The 16432-nt window shown below is 55.5% G+C and carries 20 protein-coding genes; 13 read left to right on the forward strand and 7 right to left on the reverse strand.

Annotated elements, in window-relative coordinates; translation table 11 throughout:
• Nucleotides 1-120 precede the first annotated feature (120 nt).
• Nucleotides 121-678 carry a DUF922 domain-containing protein gene (locus ACFE7X_RS02445; RefSeq protein WP_375434070.1) on the forward strand — a complete coding sequence of 186 codons (558 nt, stop codon included), beginning with the start codon at nucleotides 121-123 and terminating at the stop codon, nucleotides 676-678.
• Nucleotides 679-741: 63 nt separating this feature from the next.
• Nucleotides 742-1083: a tRNA-binding protein gene (locus ACFE7X_RS02450; protein ID WP_375434071.1), complete on the forward strand. Its 342-nt coding sequence runs from the start codon at nucleotides 742-744 to the stop codon at nucleotides 1081-1083.
• 65 nt (nucleotides 1084-1148) lie between these two features.
• On the opposite strand, the gene ACFE7X_RS02455 is transcribed toward ACFE7X_RS02450, so the two are convergent.
• Nucleotides 1149-1523, reverse strand: a complete 375-nt coding sequence (locus ACFE7X_RS02455) for a DUF4296 domain-containing protein (RefSeq protein ID WP_375434072.1) — start codon at nucleotides 1521-1523, stop codon at nucleotides 1149-1151.
• A 100-nt stretch (nucleotides 1524-1623) separates the two neighbouring features.
• On the opposite strand from ACFE7X_RS02455, the gene ACFE7X_RS02460 reads away from it, so the two are divergent.
• The 5 genes from ACFE7X_RS02460 to ACFE7X_RS02480 all read left to right on the forward strand — a co-directional run bounded on the left by ACFE7X_RS02460 (nucleotide 1624) and on the right by ACFE7X_RS02480 (nucleotide 5858).
• Nucleotides 1624-2526 (forward strand): DUF58 domain-containing protein, encoded by a 903-nt coding sequence (locus ACFE7X_RS02460; RefSeq protein WP_375434073.1) that lies wholly within the window; start codon nucleotides 1624-1626, stop codon nucleotides 2524-2526.
• Nucleotides 2468-3532, forward strand: coding sequence for a hypothetical protein (locus ACFE7X_RS02465; protein WP_375434074.1), 1065 nt, complete (start codon nucleotides 2468-2470; stop codon nucleotides 3530-3532). Before ACFE7X_RS02460 ends, ACFE7X_RS02465 begins: the two co-directional genes overlap by 59 nt.
• Before the next feature lie 85 nt (nucleotides 3533-3617).
• The gene (locus ACFE7X_RS02470) at nucleotides 3618-4664 is read left to right on the forward strand and encodes a VWA domain-containing protein (RefSeq protein WP_375434075.1); all 1047 of its coding nucleotides are present in this window, start codon (nucleotides 3618-3620) and stop codon (nucleotides 4662-4664) included.
• A 55-nt stretch (nucleotides 4665-4719) separates the two neighbouring features.
• On the forward strand, nucleotides 4720-5388 hold the full coding sequence (locus ACFE7X_RS02475) for a YggS family pyridoxal phosphate-dependent enzyme (RefSeq protein WP_375434076.1): 669 nt from the start codon (nucleotides 4720-4722) through the stop codon (nucleotides 5386-5388).
• A gap of 92 nt (nucleotides 5389-5480) precedes the next feature.
• Nucleotides 5481-5858 carry a DUF423 domain-containing protein gene (locus tag ACFE7X_RS02480; RefSeq protein ID WP_375434077.1) on the forward strand — a complete coding sequence of 126 codons (378 nt, stop codon included), beginning with the start codon at nucleotides 5481-5483 and terminating at the stop codon, nucleotides 5856-5858.
• A 156-nt stretch (nucleotides 5859-6014) separates the two neighbouring features.
• Here ACFE7X_RS02480 and ACFE7X_RS02485 read toward each other — a convergent pair whose 3' ends face one another.
• The 4 genes from ACFE7X_RS02485 to ACFE7X_RS02500 form a co-directional block, all read right to left on the reverse strand.
• Complete coding sequence (locus tag ACFE7X_RS02485; RefSeq protein WP_375434078.1) at nucleotides 6015-6530, reverse strand: DUF1573 domain-containing protein; 516 nt, start codon at nucleotides 6528-6530, stop codon at nucleotides 6015-6017.
• 216 nt (nucleotides 6531-6746) lie between these two features.
• Nucleotides 6747-7412: a hypothetical protein gene (locus tag ACFE7X_RS02490; protein WP_375434079.1), complete on the reverse strand. Its 666-nt coding sequence runs from the start codon at nucleotides 7410-7412 to the stop codon at nucleotides 6747-6749.
• Nucleotides 7413-7547: 135 nt separating this feature from the next.
• Nucleotides 7548-8972, reverse strand: a complete 1425-nt coding sequence (locus tag ACFE7X_RS02495; RefSeq protein ID WP_375434080.1) for an ATP-dependent RecD-like DNA helicase — start codon at nucleotides 8970-8972, stop codon at nucleotides 7548-7550.
• 283 nt (nucleotides 8973-9255) lie between these two features.
• The gene (locus ACFE7X_RS02500) at nucleotides 9256-9705 is read right to left on the reverse strand and encodes a PaaI family thioesterase (RefSeq protein WP_375434081.1); all 450 of its coding nucleotides are present in this window, start codon (nucleotides 9703-9705) and stop codon (nucleotides 9256-9258) included.
• A gap of 114 nt (nucleotides 9706-9819) precedes the next feature.
• Between ACFE7X_RS02500 and ACFE7X_RS02505 the strand changes: the two genes are divergently transcribed.
• The 4 genes from ACFE7X_RS02505 (at nucleotide 9820) to coaD (ending at nucleotide 12744) form a co-directional block, all read left to right on the forward strand.
• Nucleotides 9820-10419 (forward strand): DUF4126 domain-containing protein, encoded by a 600-nt coding sequence (locus tag ACFE7X_RS02505; RefSeq protein ID WP_375434082.1) that lies wholly within the window; start codon nucleotides 9820-9822, stop codon nucleotides 10417-10419.
• 28 nt (nucleotides 10420-10447) lie between these two features.
• On the forward strand, nucleotides 10448-10957 hold the full coding sequence (locus ACFE7X_RS02510; protein ID WP_375434083.1) for an NUDIX domain-containing protein: 510 nt from the start codon (nucleotides 10448-10450) through the stop codon (nucleotides 10955-10957).
• A gap of 360 nt (nucleotides 10958-11317) precedes the next feature.
• Nucleotides 11318-12199, forward strand: a complete 882-nt coding sequence (locus ACFE7X_RS02515; RefSeq protein ID WP_375434084.1) for a DUF3822 family protein — start codon at nucleotides 11318-11320, stop codon at nucleotides 12197-12199.
• Nucleotides 12200-12279: 80 nt separating this feature from the next.
• Nucleotides 12280-12744, forward strand: coding sequence for a pantetheine-phosphate adenylyltransferase (coaD, locus tag ACFE7X_RS02520; RefSeq protein ID WP_375434085.1), 465 nt, complete (start codon nucleotides 12280-12282; stop codon nucleotides 12742-12744).
• Between the two features lie 90 nt (nucleotides 12745-12834).
• Here the strand turns inward: coaD and ACFE7X_RS02525 are convergent, their stop codons facing one another.
• Nucleotides 12835-13524 (reverse strand): NUDIX hydrolase, encoded by a 690-nt coding sequence (locus ACFE7X_RS02525; RefSeq protein ID WP_375434086.1) that lies wholly within the window; start codon nucleotides 13522-13524, stop codon nucleotides 12835-12837.
• A gap of 293 nt (nucleotides 13525-13817) precedes the next feature.
• Between ACFE7X_RS02525 and ACFE7X_RS02530 the strand changes: the two genes are divergently transcribed.
• The gene (locus ACFE7X_RS02530; RefSeq protein ID WP_375434087.1) at nucleotides 13818-14312 is read left to right on the forward strand and encodes a metallophosphoesterase family protein; all 495 of its coding nucleotides are present in this window, start codon (nucleotides 13818-13820) and stop codon (nucleotides 14310-14312) included.
• A gap of 214 nt (nucleotides 14313-14526) precedes the next feature.
• Here ACFE7X_RS02530 and ACFE7X_RS02535 read toward each other — a convergent pair whose 3' ends face one another.
• Entirely contained in the window at nucleotides 14527-15063 is a 537-nt protein-coding gene (locus tag ACFE7X_RS02535) for a hypothetical protein (RefSeq protein ID WP_375434088.1), read from the reverse strand.
• Nucleotides 15064-15161: 98 nt separating this feature from the next.
• Between ACFE7X_RS02535 and ACFE7X_RS02540 the strand changes: the two genes are divergently transcribed.
• Nucleotides 15162-16187, forward strand: a complete 1026-nt coding sequence (locus tag ACFE7X_RS02540) for a threonine aldolase family protein (protein ID WP_375434089.1) — start codon at nucleotides 15162-15164, stop codon at nucleotides 16185-16187.
• Nucleotides 16188-16432 lie beyond the last annotated feature (245 nt).

The following is a 16432-nucleotide window of genomic DNA, read 5'->3' on the forward strand; positions in this document are numbered from 1 at the left end:
CCTTTATTTTCGCTGCATCGTGAGGTAGTATGTCGAGCTTCGGGAACGAGACGTTGTTGGTTTGGTGTAGCAGAAAAGCAGCCCAACTCTCTGCGCAGCTCTTCACATTTATCTTTGAAAATGACTTTTTTCTCGTTTCTCCTGCTTCTACTCGCTTGGAGTCGGCCGGCTCCAACGCACGCGCCCACGCAAGCACCGCCAACCAAAGAAACCATTGCCTGGTCAGCGCAGCGGCCTCTCGCCTGGACCGATTTTAAAAGCAAACCCATGCCCGCCGACCGACTGGCGGCCCTTACCTCTGGCAACATCGACGTACAGGTAGGCTGCACCGATTTTGTGTTCAATTCCAGCGTCAAGGCGGTATTCCTGCCCCAGGAATCGTGGGTGCGCGACGCCGCCAAAGCCACGCCGGCCCTGCTGCGCCACGAGCAGCTCCATTTCGACATCACAGAACTCCATGCTCGTATGTTGCGGCAAAAATTGAGCTTGGTAAAGTTGAATTGCCAACACCTCAACCCGGCTTTCAACAACCTCACCAAAGCTGCCTTTTCCGCTTGGCAGCGCGAAGAAGCCCGCTACGACCAGGAAACCAACCACGGCCTCAACGCGGACAAGCAAAAGTTCTGGGAAGCGCAGGTGCAAGTGCGCCTCACCCAACTGGTTGCCTTCGCCCGGTAACTGCGCCGTAAGACAACCGATGAAACCTTATGGATACCGAGCCGCACTACAACATTGTCGTTTATGTCTTCTACTATCACCTGGGCTGATTTCGAGCGAGTTGACGTACGAGTAGGCACCATTCTCGAGGCCCGTGAATTTCCGGAGGCGCGCCGCCCCGCCTATCAGTTGCTGGTTGATTTAGGCCCCGAAATAGGATACAAACGGTCTAGCGCCCAGATTACGCGCCACTACCAGCCCGCCGACTTAATCGGGCGGCAAGTGTTGTGCGTAGTTAATTTCCCGCCCAAACAGATTGGCAAGTTTATGTCGGAAGTGCTTGTAACTGGTGTGGCCGACGCACAAGGGGATATTGTGCTGACCACTTTAGTTGCCCCAGTTCCCAACGGCAGCCGACTTGTATAACACGAAAAAAGCGGATTTACTGCGCATACCACGCCGCAAACCCGCTTTCTTACGAAGTCACTGAATTACTTTGGGTTGCCTAGTTTCGCCTGACGGGCTGCCAGCGTATCGAGGACGATGCCGTAGATATCGTCGAGGTCTTTGCCGTGGCTGGCGTAGTAGCGGTAGCTTTGCTGAAACAGGGAATCGGTTACTTCCCGGCGCCAGAAGACGTCTTTCTGCTGTTGCAGATAAAGAGCCCGGGCCGAATCAGGCGAAAGGCGGGAGTTTTCCACCCGCGCTTCCAGCATATGTAAATCGGCCAGCACGCTTACGAGTTGCTCGCGCGACATCAGAGGCTGGGGCGGCGGCGCATCATCAAGGCGTTGGCAGCCGAACAGCATCCCGGCAAGCAGTAGGCTGAGCCTGAACGAGTAAGCACGAAATAGCAAGTTTTTCACGGTGCAAAAATACAATTTCCTGGGGGCTTCCTCTGGTATTCCTGCGGTTTTCCTTTCATACGAGTGCCAACCCTAACACGATTCACGTAGTTTAGCTGCTATGAACTCCCCTACTCCCACTCCTTTTCAGTTGCTCGTGCGCAAGCTGCGGCAGGTGGAAATCCGGATGCTGAAAGCAGTGGACGCGCAGTTGCAAGGCAATTTTCATTCCGTCTTCAAAGGCACGGGCCTTGAATTCGATGATGTTCGCCTCTACCAATACGGCGACGAAGTGCGGGCTATTGATTGGGCCGTGTCCAGCAAAGGCCACGGTACGTTCATCAAAACGTATAAGGAAGAGCGGGAGCAGCAAGTATTGCTGCTTTTTGACGTGAGTGGCTCCCAGCAGGTGGGGGCGGCCAACCGCCGCAAATTGGATGTGGGCCGCGAAATCTGCGGAATTTTGGCCTTGGCCGCCGCCCGGCAAGACGCGCAACTTGGTATTCTGGCTTTCTCCGACCAGAAAGAGCTGTACATGCCTCCTGGCAAGGGCGTGCGCCATGCCTACGCCCTTATCAAGCAGCTCTTCAACCTAGAGCCAAAGTCCAGGCAAACGGCCGTTGGAGCGGGCATCAAGCAAGCCCTGGGGCTGCTGAAACGGCGTAGCATCATCCTCTTGATTTCCGACTTCATTGATACCGCTTACGAGCGGGAACTCACCATGCTGGCCCGCAAGCACGATTTGGTGGTGGTACAGCTACTCGACCAGCGCGAACGAGAATTTCCGCCCCTCGGCATTGTGCCCCTCTACGACCAGGAATCGGGCCGCACGGTCTGGACCAACACGTCGTCGGCTAGTTTCCGGGCCCGCTACCGCGCTACCTACGAGCAAAACCGCTCGCAAATCGGTCAGATCTGCCGCCGGCACCGCACCGAATATCTCTCCATTGCCACCGATGCCGATTATGTACCCCAGCTTATCCGGCTGTTTCGGCGGCGCAACTTGCGGGCAGGTCGTGGGTAAGAGCATGCAAGTTGTGGTAGCAGACGCGGCGCGTTGCCGTACAGGGGCAGGCGCGTGGTTGGGGCAAAGAAAGCGCCTTGCCTCACTGCAAAACGGCGTGTTCCGCCGCGTGGTGAGTTTGTGCCTGCTTTTTCTGCCCTTTGTGGTTGCCGCGCAGGCGCCGACGGGCCCTCCGCGGGGTCGGTTTTTGCAGCCCTCCGTGCGGGTCGGCGAAATCGTTGACTACGAGCTGAGCTACAGCCACGCGCCGGGGTTGAACGTTATTTTTCCGGATTCTACGGCCACTTATGCCCCTTTCGAGTTTGTGGGCAAAACGTACCGCCCCACTCGTACCCGCCGGGGCCGCAGCCTCGACGAAACAGTGTACCACCTGCGTACCTTCGCCCTAGACTCGGTGCAACGGTTGGTTCTGCCCGTTACCATTCTGCGCGGCCGCGATACGCTGACCATCCCAACCACTACGGCGGCTGTGCAGCTGGAGCGGGTAGTTCCCCCGCTTGCAACGGGTGCGGTACCCGTGTTGCGGCAAAATACCAACTTGCTGCCCGTTGAACCTGCCTTCAACTATCCTTACTGGCTAGCTGGCTCGGCAATGCTGGTGTTGGTGCTGGGTGGCGTGGCGCTCGGCTTCGGGCGCCGTTGGCGGCGACGGTATCAACTGTACAAACTGCGCAAAAACCACGTTTATTTCTTGGCACAGTATGCCCGCCACGTCGAGCGGTTCACGCTTAGCCGCTCGCTCACCAACATGGAACGGGCCATCACGCTCTGGAAAAACTATCTCACCACTCTCGAAAACAACGTTATCAATAGCCTTACCACCCGTGAAATTGTGGCCTACTACGACAACGATACTGACGTGAGCCTGGCCCTGCGCCTCGCCGACCGAGTTATCTACGGCAATCAGTTCACGGAAGACGAAGTTGAAACTGACCTTGCTTTCGGCCTCCTGCGCGACTTCGCCCAACGACGATTCGAGCTAGAACAAACCCGCGTGAGTGCCTGAGTGAAGCAGCCTACGCCGGCTAAGGTCTGCGCCCGAGACTACTTCACCTATTCGCCCCCTTACTCATTTATTCAAGTACTCGCTCATGCAGCTTTGGCAACAGATTATTGGCCCGATGGTAGATAGCTTGCGCTACGCTACGGTGGCTAGTTATGCCTGGGAGATGCCGCGGTTGCTGTTTCTGATTGCGGGTATTCCGCTGCTATTTGTGGCGCGCTGGCTGCTGGCGTACCGGCGGCGCAGCAAGCTGGGCGTAGCTTTCGTGCAGGGCCAGGTGCGCCGCGACTGGAGTGCCGTGCTGCGCTTTATTCCCGACGTTGTGCTGGCTTTGAGTATGGCGTTTGGTGTTGTGGCGCTGGCCCGGCCCCAGCGCACCGACGAGCGGGTGGTGCAGTCGGGTGAAGGCATCGACATCGTATTGGTGCTTGATGTGTCGGGCTCCATGGAGCTAGGCGACCTGCGCCCAAACCGCCTGGAAGCCGCCAAACGCATGGCCCACGAATTTGTGGACGGCCGCTCCGGCGACCGGCTTGGGCTGGTGGTTTTCGCGGGTGAGGCTTATTCCCTAGCCCCACTCACCACCGATTATGAGTTGCTGCGCGAAAGTATCGACGGCTTGAAGCTGGGCATGATTGCCAACGACGGTACGGCCATTGGCACGGCGCTCGGCGTGGCCACCAACCGCCTGCGCGACTCGCGTAGTCGCACGCGCCTGTGCATTCTCCTCTCCGACGGAGAAAACACGGCTGGCAGCCTTGATCCGCTCACGGCCGCCCAACTGGCTCATGCCTACGGCATGAAAATTTACACCATCGGGCTGGGCCAGGATGGCGTGGTGCCCTTCGGTACCGACGGTTTGGGCCGTACCAACTACGTCAACACCCGCCTCGACGAAACTACGATGCGCCAAATTGCCCAAGCCGCCGAAGGCCAGTTTTTCCGCGCCAGCGACAACGCTGCCCTCCGCCAAGTGTTTCAGCGCATTAACCGCTACGAGAAATCAGAAATCAAGCAGACCCGCTTCCGCAACACCCGGGACTATTACCGCATCTACTTGTTTTGGTGTGTAGGCCTGTGGCTGCTCTGGCTCGGGCTAAAAAACACGTTTCTTACCAACGCTTTAGAGGATTAGCAGAACTCTTGTGTTTCCTGCTTCGGCAGCGGTACAAGGTTGACTTCACTACCTAATGTCTATATCCGACAAAATTCATTTCTTCGAAAGCCAGCTAGCAGGTACCACCTGCCGCTTGGTCACCGTCACGAAAACGCACCCGGTGGAGCGCCTGCAAGAAGCCTACAACGCGGGCGCGCGGCTTTTCGGCGAAAACAAAGTGCAGGAAATGGCCGCCAAGCAGCCCGAATTGCCAGCTGATATCGAGTGGCATCTTATTGGGCATCTGCAAACCAACAAGGTCAAGTACGTTGCCCCGTTCGTGCATACTATCCAGAGCGTGGACAGCCTGAAGCTGCTGCAAGAAATGGAAAAGCAAGCCGCCAAACACAACCGCGTCATCAATGGGTTGCTGCAGTTCCATATTGCCGCCGAAGAAACCAAAACCGGCCTTACACTTCCAGAAGCAGAAGAAATTCTGCAATCCGATGCTTACCAAGGCTTGCAACACGTCCGGCTGACTGGCGTTATGGCCATTGCCACCAACACCACTGATGAGACTCAATTGCGCCATGAATTCCGAGAGTTGCGCGGTTACTTTGAGCTACTGAAGTCTCGCTACTTCGCTGGCAGTGAGACCTTCCAGGAAATATCGATAGGCATGAGTTCCGACTACCAACTGGCTATTGCTGAAGGCAGCACGCTCATCCGCGTGGGCAGCGCTATTTTTGGCAGCAGAAACTAACTGCTTCGCGGTTGAATGGCACACTAGTTGGCCTTTCAATTTCTCGTTGGGAGCATCGTCAACCACCATTTACCGGTTCAACCTTTTACCTCATGACCGCACGAATCATTCTGCAGCTTGCTGCCGTGCTAGGCGCGTTTGGCGTTGGCATTGGCGCTTTCGGTGCGCATGGCTTACGCCCGATGCTGGAGGCTTCCGGCCGCTTCGATACGTTTGAAACCGCCGTACGCTACCAATTCTACCATGCTCTGGGGCTGCTGGCCGTGGGTATTTTGCTTCACCTACGGCCCGAGTTGCGGCTACTAAGCACCACGGCTTGGCTGTGGTTGGGTGGCGTGCTGCTGTTTAGCGGCTCGCTTTACTTATTGTGCTTCACGGGCCTCACCAAGCTAGGTGCCGTAGCGCCTATTGGGGGCCTGTTGCTCATCGCCGGCTGGATTACGCTACTGCTAGCGTCCCGGCAGGTGTAGCCGTTGTCCTTCCGAGGCAGGAGGAATCTGGGTAAACCATTCTATAAAATAACCCAGACTCCTCCTGCCTCGGAAGGACAACGACGGCATATCCTAAAAAAAAGAGCGGCCCGCATGTAGTGGGCCGCTCTTTTTGGTCATAACAGGAAGAGAAGCTTACGACTTCTTCTTTGCTTTCATTTTGCTGTCGTCAGCTTTTAGCTTGGTCTTTTCGCCAGCAGCAGCAGATTCAGTTTTTTCCGCAGACATAGCAGAAGCTTCTTTCACTTCACCTACTACCGATACCATGGCGTTGCCGGCTGCCGAGTTCGACTCCACCGTTAGCACCTTGTTCTGCATACCCATTTTGCCGGCCGTATTGAAATTAGCCGTGATAGTACCAGTTTTGCCGGGCATTACGGGGTCTTTCGTCCACTCGGGCGTGGTGCAGCCGCAGCTTACCTGAATGTTGGAAATCACGAGGGGCTGAGTGCCTGTGTTCTTGAATTTGAAGACGTGGGTTACCACTTCACCCTGCTTGGCGGAACCGAAGTCGTACTTCATTTCATCGAACTGGATCTGCGGACCAGCGGGCTTCACCTGGGCATTGGCAGGCTTTACGGCGGCCGTCTGGGCCTGGGCGCCGAAGCCAGCGCAAGCCAGCGACAGAGCAAGTACGAGTGCTTTTTTCATGAGGTGGTACTGCGTTATGAGTTGAGATAAACAAAAATACGTGTTTCAACGGGCGTGGCAAGTTGAGTGCCAGCTTTCCTTATCAAGCAGGTGCAAGTAATACAAAGATAGACATATAAGCCCGGCAGGATCGTTCCTAGTAGACACCTAAAATGGAACGGAACACGTAAATATCTACCCCGGAGTTACACGAACTGATACCACCAAACCCTAGTTCTAGCTCTTGAATTCTTTGGAATAAGGAAATTGGCGAGAAGCCTTCCGCATAATAGTCGTCACAATGGTGTTGGTGTCGCTCCCAAAGCCACGGGAAAGACTTTTATCGTACTTCCAAAGCAATTCACCCGATTTGCCATCGTGAATGTTAATCAGGAGCTTACCGGTATTGGTGGGGCCGGCTACGTCAACCATTAAGCTTAACGCTACGGCCGCCCCGTTAGACATAGGCTGCGTGCTAGAGAAATCACCCGATATAATACCATCGACACCAAGCAGTTGCGCTAATTGCTCGGGCGTTTGGAGGGCAACCTGAGTTGGTGTAAGCCCGCTTTGGGCCAGCAGGGCATTGGTGCGAACGGGGTCCTGCACATCAACCGTTAAGTCGTTGGCGGCTTTTTGCTTCAGGAAGTAAGAATGCAGTGCTTGTTGCACAGCGAGGCCTTCGCGCTGCTCCAGCTTGGCCACTCCTTCGGGGCCGCCGTTTTTCGTTACCTCTCGGGGTCGCAGCTGCAAATGTGCTGAAAACGGCATGATGGCCAAGATCTTATGATTCTGAGCCAACGTTCGAAAGTTGTTGTTTGTGTAAATCTCGCGCGTTTGTGCCAGAGTAGCGAACGGCAAAAGCGCAACTAGCAGCAGGGCGAATACTAGTTTTTTCATCATGACGCAGGTTGGAGGATGAAAAGATTCATTTAGCTTCTACAAAGAAACTAAATGCCGTCAAACTAACATCGCAACACCCGAATATTCAGCTAGTTCCCCTTCCTTCGCTTCCAAGAAAGTTGAGTCACTAGTAGGCTACGCCTCTGGCTTTTCCGCTAAAAGCTTCTGATTGAAATTCAGCAAAAACAGCTTTTCTGATGCCCGCGTGACGGCGGTATACAGCCAGCGGGCAAACTCGGAGTTCACCATATCTTCTTTCAAGAAGCCGTGGTCGACAAATACCGCTTGCCACTGCCCGCCCTGCGCCTTGTGGCAGGTGAGGGCATAGGCAAACTTCACTTGCAGTGCATTGAGGAACGGGTCTTTGCGCAGCGCTGCGCTTTTGTCGCGCTTGGTTGTGAGGTGGTCATAGTCTTGGCCTACGGCCTCGTAGAGCTCTTTGCTGCGGTCGGCGGGCAGGGCGGGGCTTTCGGTGTGCAGCGTGTCGAGCAGGAGCTTGATTTCCATGTCCGGCTCGTCGGGATAGTCCACCAGCCGGACGCGGGCATCGGCAAATCGGAACCCAAACTCCTCGGTGCGCCGGATAATTTTGACTACCTGCACAAAGTCGCCGTTGGCCAGAAAGCCCATTTCCGAATCTTTGGGCAACCAGAAGTAGTTGTTGCGCACCACCATCAGATAATCACCCGACTCGATTTCGTCTTCCGCCTCGAACAGCACCCGCCGAATCATTTGGTTGTACTGATTGGCGTTCTTGTTGGAGCGGCAGATAATGGTGGTATTCTCGTGCCCGAAGTTCTTGTAGGCCCACCGCAGCCCATCCTCCAGCTTGTCGCCACCCATCTGAAACAGGTCGGGGTAGCCGCGCGTCACAAACTGAATATTGGGTTGTTCCTGCCGCAACTCCTCGCGCAAGACCGTGGCGTTCATCAGAATCCCCGACTCCTCGGCTTGGCGCATTACCTGGCGTAGCTCTACCCCATCCACGGTAGCCCGGAAGCGGTGCCGCAGCAGTTCAGGGTCGAGGGCCGGGCTCAGCAACTGGCCCACGGGCGGCAACTGCGCCGTATCGCCAATGAGCAGCAGCCGGTTCGAAGGCTTTTCGAACACATAGTTCATCAGGTCGTCGAGCAGGCCGTTTTCGCCGAAGGCTTTTTCATCGGAAATCATCGAGGCCTCGTCCACGATGAAGAGCGTGTCCTGGACCCGGTTGGGCTGGCGCTGAAACGAGAGACCCTGGGAAGGCGTGCCGCTGGTTTGACGGTAAATTTTCTTGTGAATCGTGCTGGCGGGCACGCCGGCGTAGGCACTCATCACCTTGGCAGCGCGGCCGGTGGGTGCCATCAGTACGTATTTGCGCCCGAGCTTATGCAGCCACTGCACCAAGGCACTCACCACGGTGGTTTTACCGGTGCCAGCATAACCGCGCAGCACAAACGCTTTACGGCCCGGCAAGTCGTCCTTCAGAAACACATCCAGCTTCTGGAAAAGCGTGGATTGATCCTGGGTTGGTTCGTAGGGAAAATGGTCGCGAACGGAGGGAGTACGAAGAGAAAGCATGAAGCAGTTAACAACTAATCGATGGAAGACTTAGCATATTCCGAAAAAATAAAAGAGCACTTGTACTCTTTACATATCATCTCTAAGCACTCATTAAACACCTCACTTCGATCTACAGTTTCCAAAAGAAGTCCTGGCAGATATTCTATATGATCGAAAAATTCGAACACTATTTTCCCTGGGAATTTCTTACCATTCAAGCCCTCATACGACGTGATACGCCCTTGAATTAAGAGCCGTTGAAGAGCTTTTATAGCTGATATTACTTTTCAAGACCATCTGTTCAGCCTTGCGGCTCTACTACGGCCATAGTAGCCGTAGCCTTGGCTATCAACAGTTCGTCGCACCAGACTTCTGCCTCGCAGAAGTGCAGGCGCCGACCAGCTTTCAGCACCCACCCGACGGCACGTAGTTTCTTACCTATGCCAGGGTGCAAATAGCTGGTTTTCAATTCCACTGTGACTACGCCCGTGTTATCGGGCACGAGGGTAACGGCGGCAAAACCAGCGACTAAGTCGGCCATGGTGGCGGTGAGGCCGCCGTGCACGAAACCGCGCTGCTGCTGATGTTGCTCTTGGAGCACTAATTCGGCCTCTACGCGGCCGGGCTCAATGCGGGTAAGGTCGGCGCCGATAAGGTGCATGAAGTGCTGGCGCGTGAGTTTGCGGCGGATGCGGGCTTCGAGCGAGTCGTCGGCGGGTAAGGGCGTGGCGAGGGATTCGGGTGTAGTCATTGGGGCCAAAGATACGGCCACGAATTGCTGCTTGTTGGTTGCTACTTGCTGGCTGTTTCTAGTTAAATTCACTTGTATCGAATAAGCAGCAACCAACAAGCAGCCCCCTACATCATGGAATATCTTTTGAGTGGCGCGCTAGGACTAGCACTGGCGGCGTGTTGTGGCTTTCGGGTGTTCGTGCCGCTGCTGGCCGCTAGTATCGCCTACCATACCGGCGTGTTGCACCCCTCGCCGGGCTTTGCGTGGCTGGGGAGCTGGGTAGCCGTGGGGGCACTGGGTACGGCCACCGTTATGGAAATTTTGGGCTACTACTTCCCGGTAGTGGACAATTTGCTGGATACGATAACGACGCCCGCTTCGTTTATAGCCGGTACTGTGCTCATGACAGCCGCTCTGCCCGACCTCGACCCGGTGGTGCGTTGGGGCTTGGGCGTGCTGGTAGGTGGTGGCACGGCGGGCATCATCCAAACGGGTACCACGCTGCTACGCGCCGGGTCAACGGTAGGTACGGCCGGCTTGGGCAATCCGGTGCTGGCTACCGCCGAAAATACGCTGGCTGTGCTTGGCACTGTGCTGGCGCTGCTGTTGCCCCTGCTGGCGGCCGGCTTGGTGCTGGTACTCGTGCTGTATATTGCCACCCGGTTGCGGCGCTGGCGGCAGCGCCGCAAGGACCGCAAACCAGTTTCGGTGGTTCCTTTAGCTCAGTCCTGAGGCTTCTCATTGAATTATATTACACTAAATGTCCGCTCCTGATTCACTTTCCGCCCGCCAGCCCCTCGACTCCTACACTGGCCTTGTGCGCGTACGAGTGTGCGGCCTGCTTGTGCAGAAAGGCGCGTTGCTACTGACTAGCCATCGTGGCCTGCTCCCCGCTGATGCCCCGTTCTGGTCGCCGCCCGGTGGCGGCTGGCAGTTTGGCGAAACCATTCAAGACTGTCTGCGGCGCGAGTTTCGGGAAGAAACTGGTCTAGATGTAATCGTCGGTCGATTTTTGCATCTGCACGAGTATGGTAGTGCCGATTTGCAAGCCTTAGAGCTATTCTTTGAAGTGACGCCCGAAGATGCCCGTGCGGTACCACAACTGGGCCACGACCCAGAACACGCCACCGAGGATCAACTCCTTACCAACCTAGCGTTCGTAGAACCGCGCCAGCTTATCCGGTTGCCAGCTAGCCAGGTACACCCGGTACTGCGCCAACTCATCAGCACCGATGACGTGTTTATCCCGCAAATTCGGTTTCAAAGGTGACTTTTCTGAAATTCTACGCTGGTTTTAGCGGTGGTTTCTGCACTGCTCGTGTCATGCAATGACCCTTGGATAAACGGTCCGTTCCACAAGTATATTTCGGTTTGTCACACCAAGGCCCTGTACTAACGGCTGCCCTTCCGGCGCAGGAGGAATCTGAGTGAAGTCGTGCAATGATCTTACCTAGATTCCTCCTGCGCTGGAAGGGCAGCCGCTTGATTAGGGGGACACTAAGTATTCTAGCAACCTCTTCTAGAGGCTTCACTGAAGTCAGCCGACGGCAATTAAATTGGCCTCAGTACCTTTGGCCTCCTTCCTTACCCGTATTTGCCTGTGGCCTCCGATTCACCTGTTTCCACTGCTATGTCCATCTCCTCGTCGCAACTGCCGGCCCCCACGGCCCTGCACCGCCTGCGCGACGAAACCCTGGACCCGACTACCCTAGCCGCTTATAATCTGTATTTAACCGTTAGCCCAGCCGGATTGCGGGTGGGAGTGGCCGATGTGCGCCGCAACAAATTTGTGGTGCTGGAAGATTATGCCGCGCTGGTCGCCACCTCCTACGGCGGGCAACTGCAAGCCTTAGCGGCGCACCACGATTTGGTAGGGCAAACCGGCTGGAACCAGGTACGGCTGTCCATCCAGAACCGCCACTTCACGCTGCTGCCCGCGCCGCTGCTGCGTCCCGGCGACGAAGCCACGTATCTACGCCTGCATCATACCGTTGATATCCAGCACGAAACCGTGTTTTCTTACACCCATGCCAGCCAAGAGCTGGCCAGCGTATTCGCGGCCGAAAATGTGATGGCCAATTGGTTCCGGACCACCTACCCGGCCGGTTCGCTGTTGCACCAAACCAGTGCCCTGCTCGAAGGCCTCATCCATCAAAGCGAGGCAACTACTGCCCGTCGTTTGTACCTGAGCATTGGCCACCACGAGCTGACTATTGCTGTAATTCGCGACAAGCGCCCGGAGTTCTGCAACGTATTCGCTTTCAGCTCGCCCGAAGACCTTATTTATTACACCATCCTCGTGATGCAGGAGTTGCAGCTCAACCCCGACCAGGACCCGGTAGTGGTATGGGGCGACTTGATGCACGACTCCGAGCTTTTCACTATTCTGCGCAAATACATTCGCCACATCAAATTCGGCAACCGTCCGTTCGATCTGAGCTACAGCTACCGCCTCAACGAGCTTTTTGAATACCGTTTCTTCGAGCTTTACAGCCTTCATCTGTGTGAATAAGCAGGTGACGAAGTAGCCAAGTGATTGGCGGCTCCGTCACTTGGCAACTCATGGTCACTCTGTTACGCCGTTATTCTTCTATGCGCATCGCCCTGTTTCCTGGTTCTTTCGATCCTTTTACCAATGGCCACTTGGATGTGGTGCGGCGGGGCACAATCTTGTTCGATGAAATCATAATCGCCATTGGCAATAACAGCAGCAAAACCCGCTATTTGCCCGTTGAGCAGATGATAGCCATGATCGAAGAAGTGTTTCGCGACCAACCGCGCGTATCGGTGCGAGCCTACAAAGGCCTGACGGCCGACTTTGCCCGGGAAGTGGGTGCCCGCTACCTGCTACGTGGCCTGCGCAACACTACCGACTTCGAGTACGAGAATACAATTGCGCAAGCCAACCGCCACGTCAACCCCGAACTAGAAACTGTTTTCTTGATTACTTCGCCCACGTTAGCGGCCATCAGCAGCACCATCATCCGCGAAATTCACCGCTTTGGTGGCAACGTGGATAGCTTCGTGCCTTTTCAATTGCCGCCGTTTGCAAGCTAGCAATGCCGCCAGAGCCATAAGAAGGGGCAGCGCAACAACACCAAATTTCGATTGTTGCGCTGCCTCTTCTTATGGCTCCTTGCTGTATCCCTAATTCTTAACTGAAGAAGGGCCGGCCATTTCACTTAAGTAATGGCGCATTACCAGCGCTATACTGGCATACGACGATTCGAGAACAGCCAGCGCCTCTTGCGGCGTCATCCAGCGCACCTCCTCGATATATTCTTCGGCTTGAGGCTTCATCAGCGTATCGTCGAGGCAGCGCATGACGTACCAGTTGGTTTTCTTGAGAATTTTGTTGCCATTATAGGCGTAGGAGTGCCAAGTACTGGGCAGTTCGTCGCCTAGCTCCACTTTGATGTTGCACTCCTCCTCTACCTCGCGCAAGGCTCCAAGTCCAGGGTCCTCTTCTTTTTTGAGCTTACCTTTCGGCAAATCCCATTTACCTAATCTGTAGATCATCAGAACTTTACCTTGTTTCACTACGAGGCCACCGGCGGCCTTCACAATGCGAAACTGGTCTTTCAGGTGCAGGATGAGGCGGCTCTTTTTGCGCGCCAGCATGGTCAGAGAAGTTAGCTTCTTGAGCTTTTTCACTTCCATCAGCCGCAACAGCCGGTCCACGAATACGTCTGTGACGTCGCGCACCAGAACGTCGCCCACCAAGTCCTTGGACGTGAACTCATCTTCCGGATTCAGAATCAAGTCGTACTTGTGCTTGTATACTTTCTCGCTGTTCTTTTTGATAATCAGCGGAATATCGTTGATGAAGACGTTCATCGCGGGGTAAACTGGAGGGCTACAAACAATGAGAAATGCAGGCCGCGGCCCGCTGCAAAGCACAACAGAAATCTTGGCAAACGAAAGCGCAAAGCGGACGGGCAAGATACGGGATGCCGCCGGTTGAGTTGTTAGATAAAGGTAAGAAGCAATACGGCGGGCAAGTGAAACGGCGAAATAGCGCGGGGCCTAAGTAAGAAGTTTGACGCTCTAACGACACCAAATACGCTACCAGACCGTCAAACTCCTTACTTCGGCCCGCACTATTTCGCCACCCCTCCTACCTTCGCCCGATGAAGAAAATTGGTCTGCTCTCCGACACTCATAGCTACCTCGACGAGCGAATTCTGCACCACTTGAGTGGCTGCGACGAAATCTGGCACGCCGGCGACTTTGGTACCGCGGCCGTCATCGAGCAACTCGTGGCGGTGGCTCCACTGCGCGGCGTCTACGGTAACATCGACGGCCGCGACGTGCGCGACACCCAACCGTTGGTGCAAGCCTTTGCTATTGAGGGCCTGCGGGTGTTGATGACGCATATTGGCGGCTACCCCGGCCACTACAGCCCAGCGGCGCGGCTCTTGTTGCAGCAGGAGCGCCCTGGCCTCTTCATCAGTGGCCACTCGCACATTCTCAAAGTTATGCCCGACGCCAAACTAGGGTTGCTGCACCTAAATCCAGGCGCGGCGGGTCGCCATGGCTTCCATAAGGTGCGCACGCTCCTGCGGTTCGAGGTGAGTGCTGGCAAGATCCAGCAGTTGCAGGTTATCGAGTTGGGGCCGAAGTAGCTGGCGCGAACGAGAGGAGAAAATGGCCGCCTGGTACGATACCGCAGCAGTTCGATCTTGGAGAGGCCACCCGGTGGCCCGCACAACTAAGTTGAACTCATCTTAGTGGTTCTTTAGAGCCCCGCCAACTTCAAACAAATAAAAAAGCGTTTTCCCAGGGCAGGAAAAACGCTTTTATCTATATCAGCCGACCGACGCCGGTGGCGACTGAGTTTTAGAGGGCAATTTCAGGCTTGGGGTGCTCACCTTCTTGGCCGTCTTCATTTACGGGCTTGGTTACAGCTTCAGCATCATCAAAGGCTTCGGCGTTTTCCTTTTCGGTGTCGTCGCCAGCTACTGCGTCCTGCACTTTCTCTACAATGCCGCTCACGGCTTCTTTGGCTTGCTCTACCACTTCGCTGTGGCTAACGGTATCTACAACCTCTGCCGCTACCTCTTTCACTTTGTCGAGAACCGATGTAGTGGCCTCTTTAGCGGAGTCAACAACTGAAGTAGCCGTTTCTTTAGCAGAGTCAACAACCGACGTAGCTGTTTCCTTAGCGGAGTCAACAACCGAGTTGGCCGCTTTCTTGGCGGAATCAACAGCCGAGCTAGCTTCGTTTGCAACCGTAGTAGGGAATTTAGCTTTCAATTCCTCGATGTCCACGTTCTTGAGAACAGGAGTAAGTAGCAATTGCTTGATGACGGTCTGCTTGTTATTAGCGCGGGCAATGTTCTTGCGGTGCTTGCGCTTCAGTCGGGTGATGCTCATTTTTTCCGGGTCGGTTAATGTCTTTCTGTAAAGGAGGGGCAAAAGTAAGTTATAAATTTGAAACCGGAAAACCTTCCCCTTTTTTACCTTCCTCACTGATGATGAATTCGTTGATTGATTTACGCTCGGATACGGTCACGCGTCCTACCTCTGCTATGCTGGAGGCCATGTTCAAAGCGCCCGTCGGCGACGATGTATACGAGGAAGACCCCACCGTGCGGGCATTGGAACAGGAAGCTGCCGCCCGGTTTGGGCTGGAAGCGGGCTTGTTCTGCCCTTCCGGCACCATGACCAATCAAATTGCCATTAAAGCGCACACCGAACCGCTATCGGAAGTGGTGTGCGAACAAAATTCGCACATCTACTTGTGGGAAGTGGGCGGAATTGCCTTCAACTCGGGCGCCTCGGTGGCCCTGCTGCCAGGTGAGCGGGGCCGCCTCACGGCGGCGCAGGTGGAAGCTGCCATCCGCCCCGTCAATGTGCACTACCCTACTACCAGCCTTATTTCGCTGGAAAACACCCACAACCGCGGCGGGGGCAGCTGCTACGCCTTGCGCGAGCTAGAAGCCATTGCCGAAGTAGCACAGCGGCACCGCATTCCGCTGCACCTCGATGGAGCCCGCATTTTCAATGCCCTGGTAGCTACCGGCCAACAAGCCACCGACTACGGGCGCATTTTCGATACCATCTCCGTCTGCTTATCGAAAGGTTTGGGCGCGCCGGTAGGGTCGGTACTGCTGGGGAGCAAGGCGTTTATTCAGAAAACCAAGCGCATCCGGAAAGTACTGGGTGGAGGTATGCGCCAAGCCGGCTACCTAGCTGCCGCAGGTTTGTATGCGCTGGAAAACAACGTAAACCGCCTAGCCGACGACCACCGCCGCGCCCAGCAACTCGGTGCCACCCTGGCCCTCCAGCCTTACGTGGCCGAGGTGCTGCCCGTGGAAACCAACCTCGTAATCTTTCGCCTTCGACCAGAAATGCCGGCCGAGCAGTTTCTAGCGCGGCTGGATGAGCAGGGCATCAAAGCGGCTTCGTTTGGCCCGCAAATGATTCGCTTCGTGACGCACCTGGATATTGATGATGCCATGATTGCGCGCCTGGAACACGCGCTGGTTATGGAATAAAGGGCGGCAATGCGTGCTTTTATTACGCCACCCTTCGCGCCGGTGAGCTAGGCGCGCGGCTCGGTATTCTGTGGCTGCTGGCCAGCGCTGTGGCCAGTGTACAAGTGCTGGCTTTTCCGCTGGCATTGTTGCCGTCCTCTTATCTTTTCACTCAACCCACGCTACGGGAGCTTACCTGGCATAGCCGACCGGTCAGCTGTTCGGCAACTCTTGCTCTAGTGCTTCAACAGCATATCCCGTGGCTT

The organism is uncultured Hymenobacter sp. (assembly GCF_964242765.1).
Lineage (GTDB): Bacteria > Bacteroidota > Bacteroidia > Cytophagales > Hymenobacteraceae > Hymenobacter.

What these genes read in the sequence shown, in the direction of transcription:
- ACFE7X_RS02510 (WP_375434083.1), top strand. Translation starts at nt 10,448, where the DNA reads ATGTCCGCTCCTGATTCACTTTCCGCCCGCCAGCCCCTCGACTCCTAC.
- coaD (WP_375434085.1), top strand. Translation starts at nt 12,280, where the DNA reads ATGCGCATCGCCCTGTTTCCTGGTTCTTTCGATCCTTTTACCAATGGC.
- ACFE7X_RS02515 (WP_375434084.1), top strand. Translation starts at nt 11,318, where the DNA reads ATGTCCATCTCCTCGTCGCAACTGCCGGCCCCCACGGCCCTGCACCGC.
- ACFE7X_RS02470 (WP_375434075.1), top strand. Translation starts at nt 3,618, where the DNA reads ATGCAGCTTTGGCAACAGATTATTGGCCCGATGGTAGATAGCTTGCGC.
- ACFE7X_RS02485 (WP_375434078.1), bottom strand. Translation starts at nt 6,530, where the DNA reads ATGAAAAAAGCACTCGTACTTGCTCTGTCGCTGGCTTGCGCTGGCTTC.
- ACFE7X_RS02530 (WP_375434087.1), top strand. Translation starts at nt 13,818, where the DNA reads ATGAAGAAAATTGGTCTGCTCTCCGACACTCATAGCTACCTCGACGAG.
- ACFE7X_RS02505 (WP_375434082.1), top strand. Translation starts at nt 9,820, where the DNA reads ATGGAATATCTTTTGAGTGGCGCGCTAGGACTAGCACTGGCGGCGTGT.
- ACFE7X_RS02460 (WP_375434073.1), top strand. Translation starts at nt 1,624, where the DNA reads ATGAACTCCCCTACTCCCACTCCTTTTCAGTTGCTCGTGCGCAAGCTG.
- ACFE7X_RS02465 (WP_375434074.1), top strand. Translation starts at nt 2,468, where the DNA reads ATGTACCCCAGCTTATCCGGCTGTTTCGGCGGCGCAACTTGCGGGCAG.
- ACFE7X_RS02535 (WP_375434088.1), bottom strand. Translation starts at nt 15,063, where the DNA reads ATGAGCATCACCCGACTGAAGCGCAAGCACCGCAAGAACATTGCCCGC.
- ACFE7X_RS02475 (WP_375434076.1), top strand. Translation starts at nt 4,720, where the DNA reads ATGTCTATATCCGACAAAATTCATTTCTTCGAAAGCCAGCTAGCAGGT.
- ACFE7X_RS02450 (WP_375434071.1), top strand. Translation starts at nt 742, where the DNA reads ATGTCTTCTACTATCACCTGGGCTGATTTCGAGCGAGTTGACGTACGA.
- ACFE7X_RS02445 (WP_375434070.1), top strand. Translation starts at nt 121, where the DNA reads ATGACTTTTTTCTCGTTTCTCCTGCTTCTACTCGCTTGGAGTCGGCCG.
- ACFE7X_RS02500 (WP_375434081.1), bottom strand. Translation starts at nt 9,705, where the DNA reads ATGACTACACCCGAATCCCTCGCCACGCCCTTACCCGCCGACGACTCG.
- ACFE7X_RS02490 (WP_375434079.1), bottom strand. Translation starts at nt 7,412, where the DNA reads ATGATGAAAAAACTAGTATTCGCCCTGCTGCTAGTTGCGCTTTTGCCG.
- ACFE7X_RS02480 (WP_375434077.1), top strand. Translation starts at nt 5,481, where the DNA reads ATGACCGCACGAATCATTCTGCAGCTTGCTGCCGTGCTAGGCGCGTTT.
- ACFE7X_RS02525 (WP_375434086.1), bottom strand. Translation starts at nt 13,524, where the DNA reads ATGAACGTCTTCATCAACGATATTCCGCTGATTATCAAAAAGAACAGC.
- ACFE7X_RS02540 (WP_375434089.1), top strand. Translation starts at nt 15,162, where the DNA reads ATGATGAATTCGTTGATTGATTTACGCTCGGATACGGTCACGCGTCCT.
- ACFE7X_RS02495 (WP_375434080.1), bottom strand. Translation starts at nt 8,972, where the DNA reads ATGCTTTCTCTTCGTACTCCCTCCGTTCGCGACCATTTTCCCTACGAA.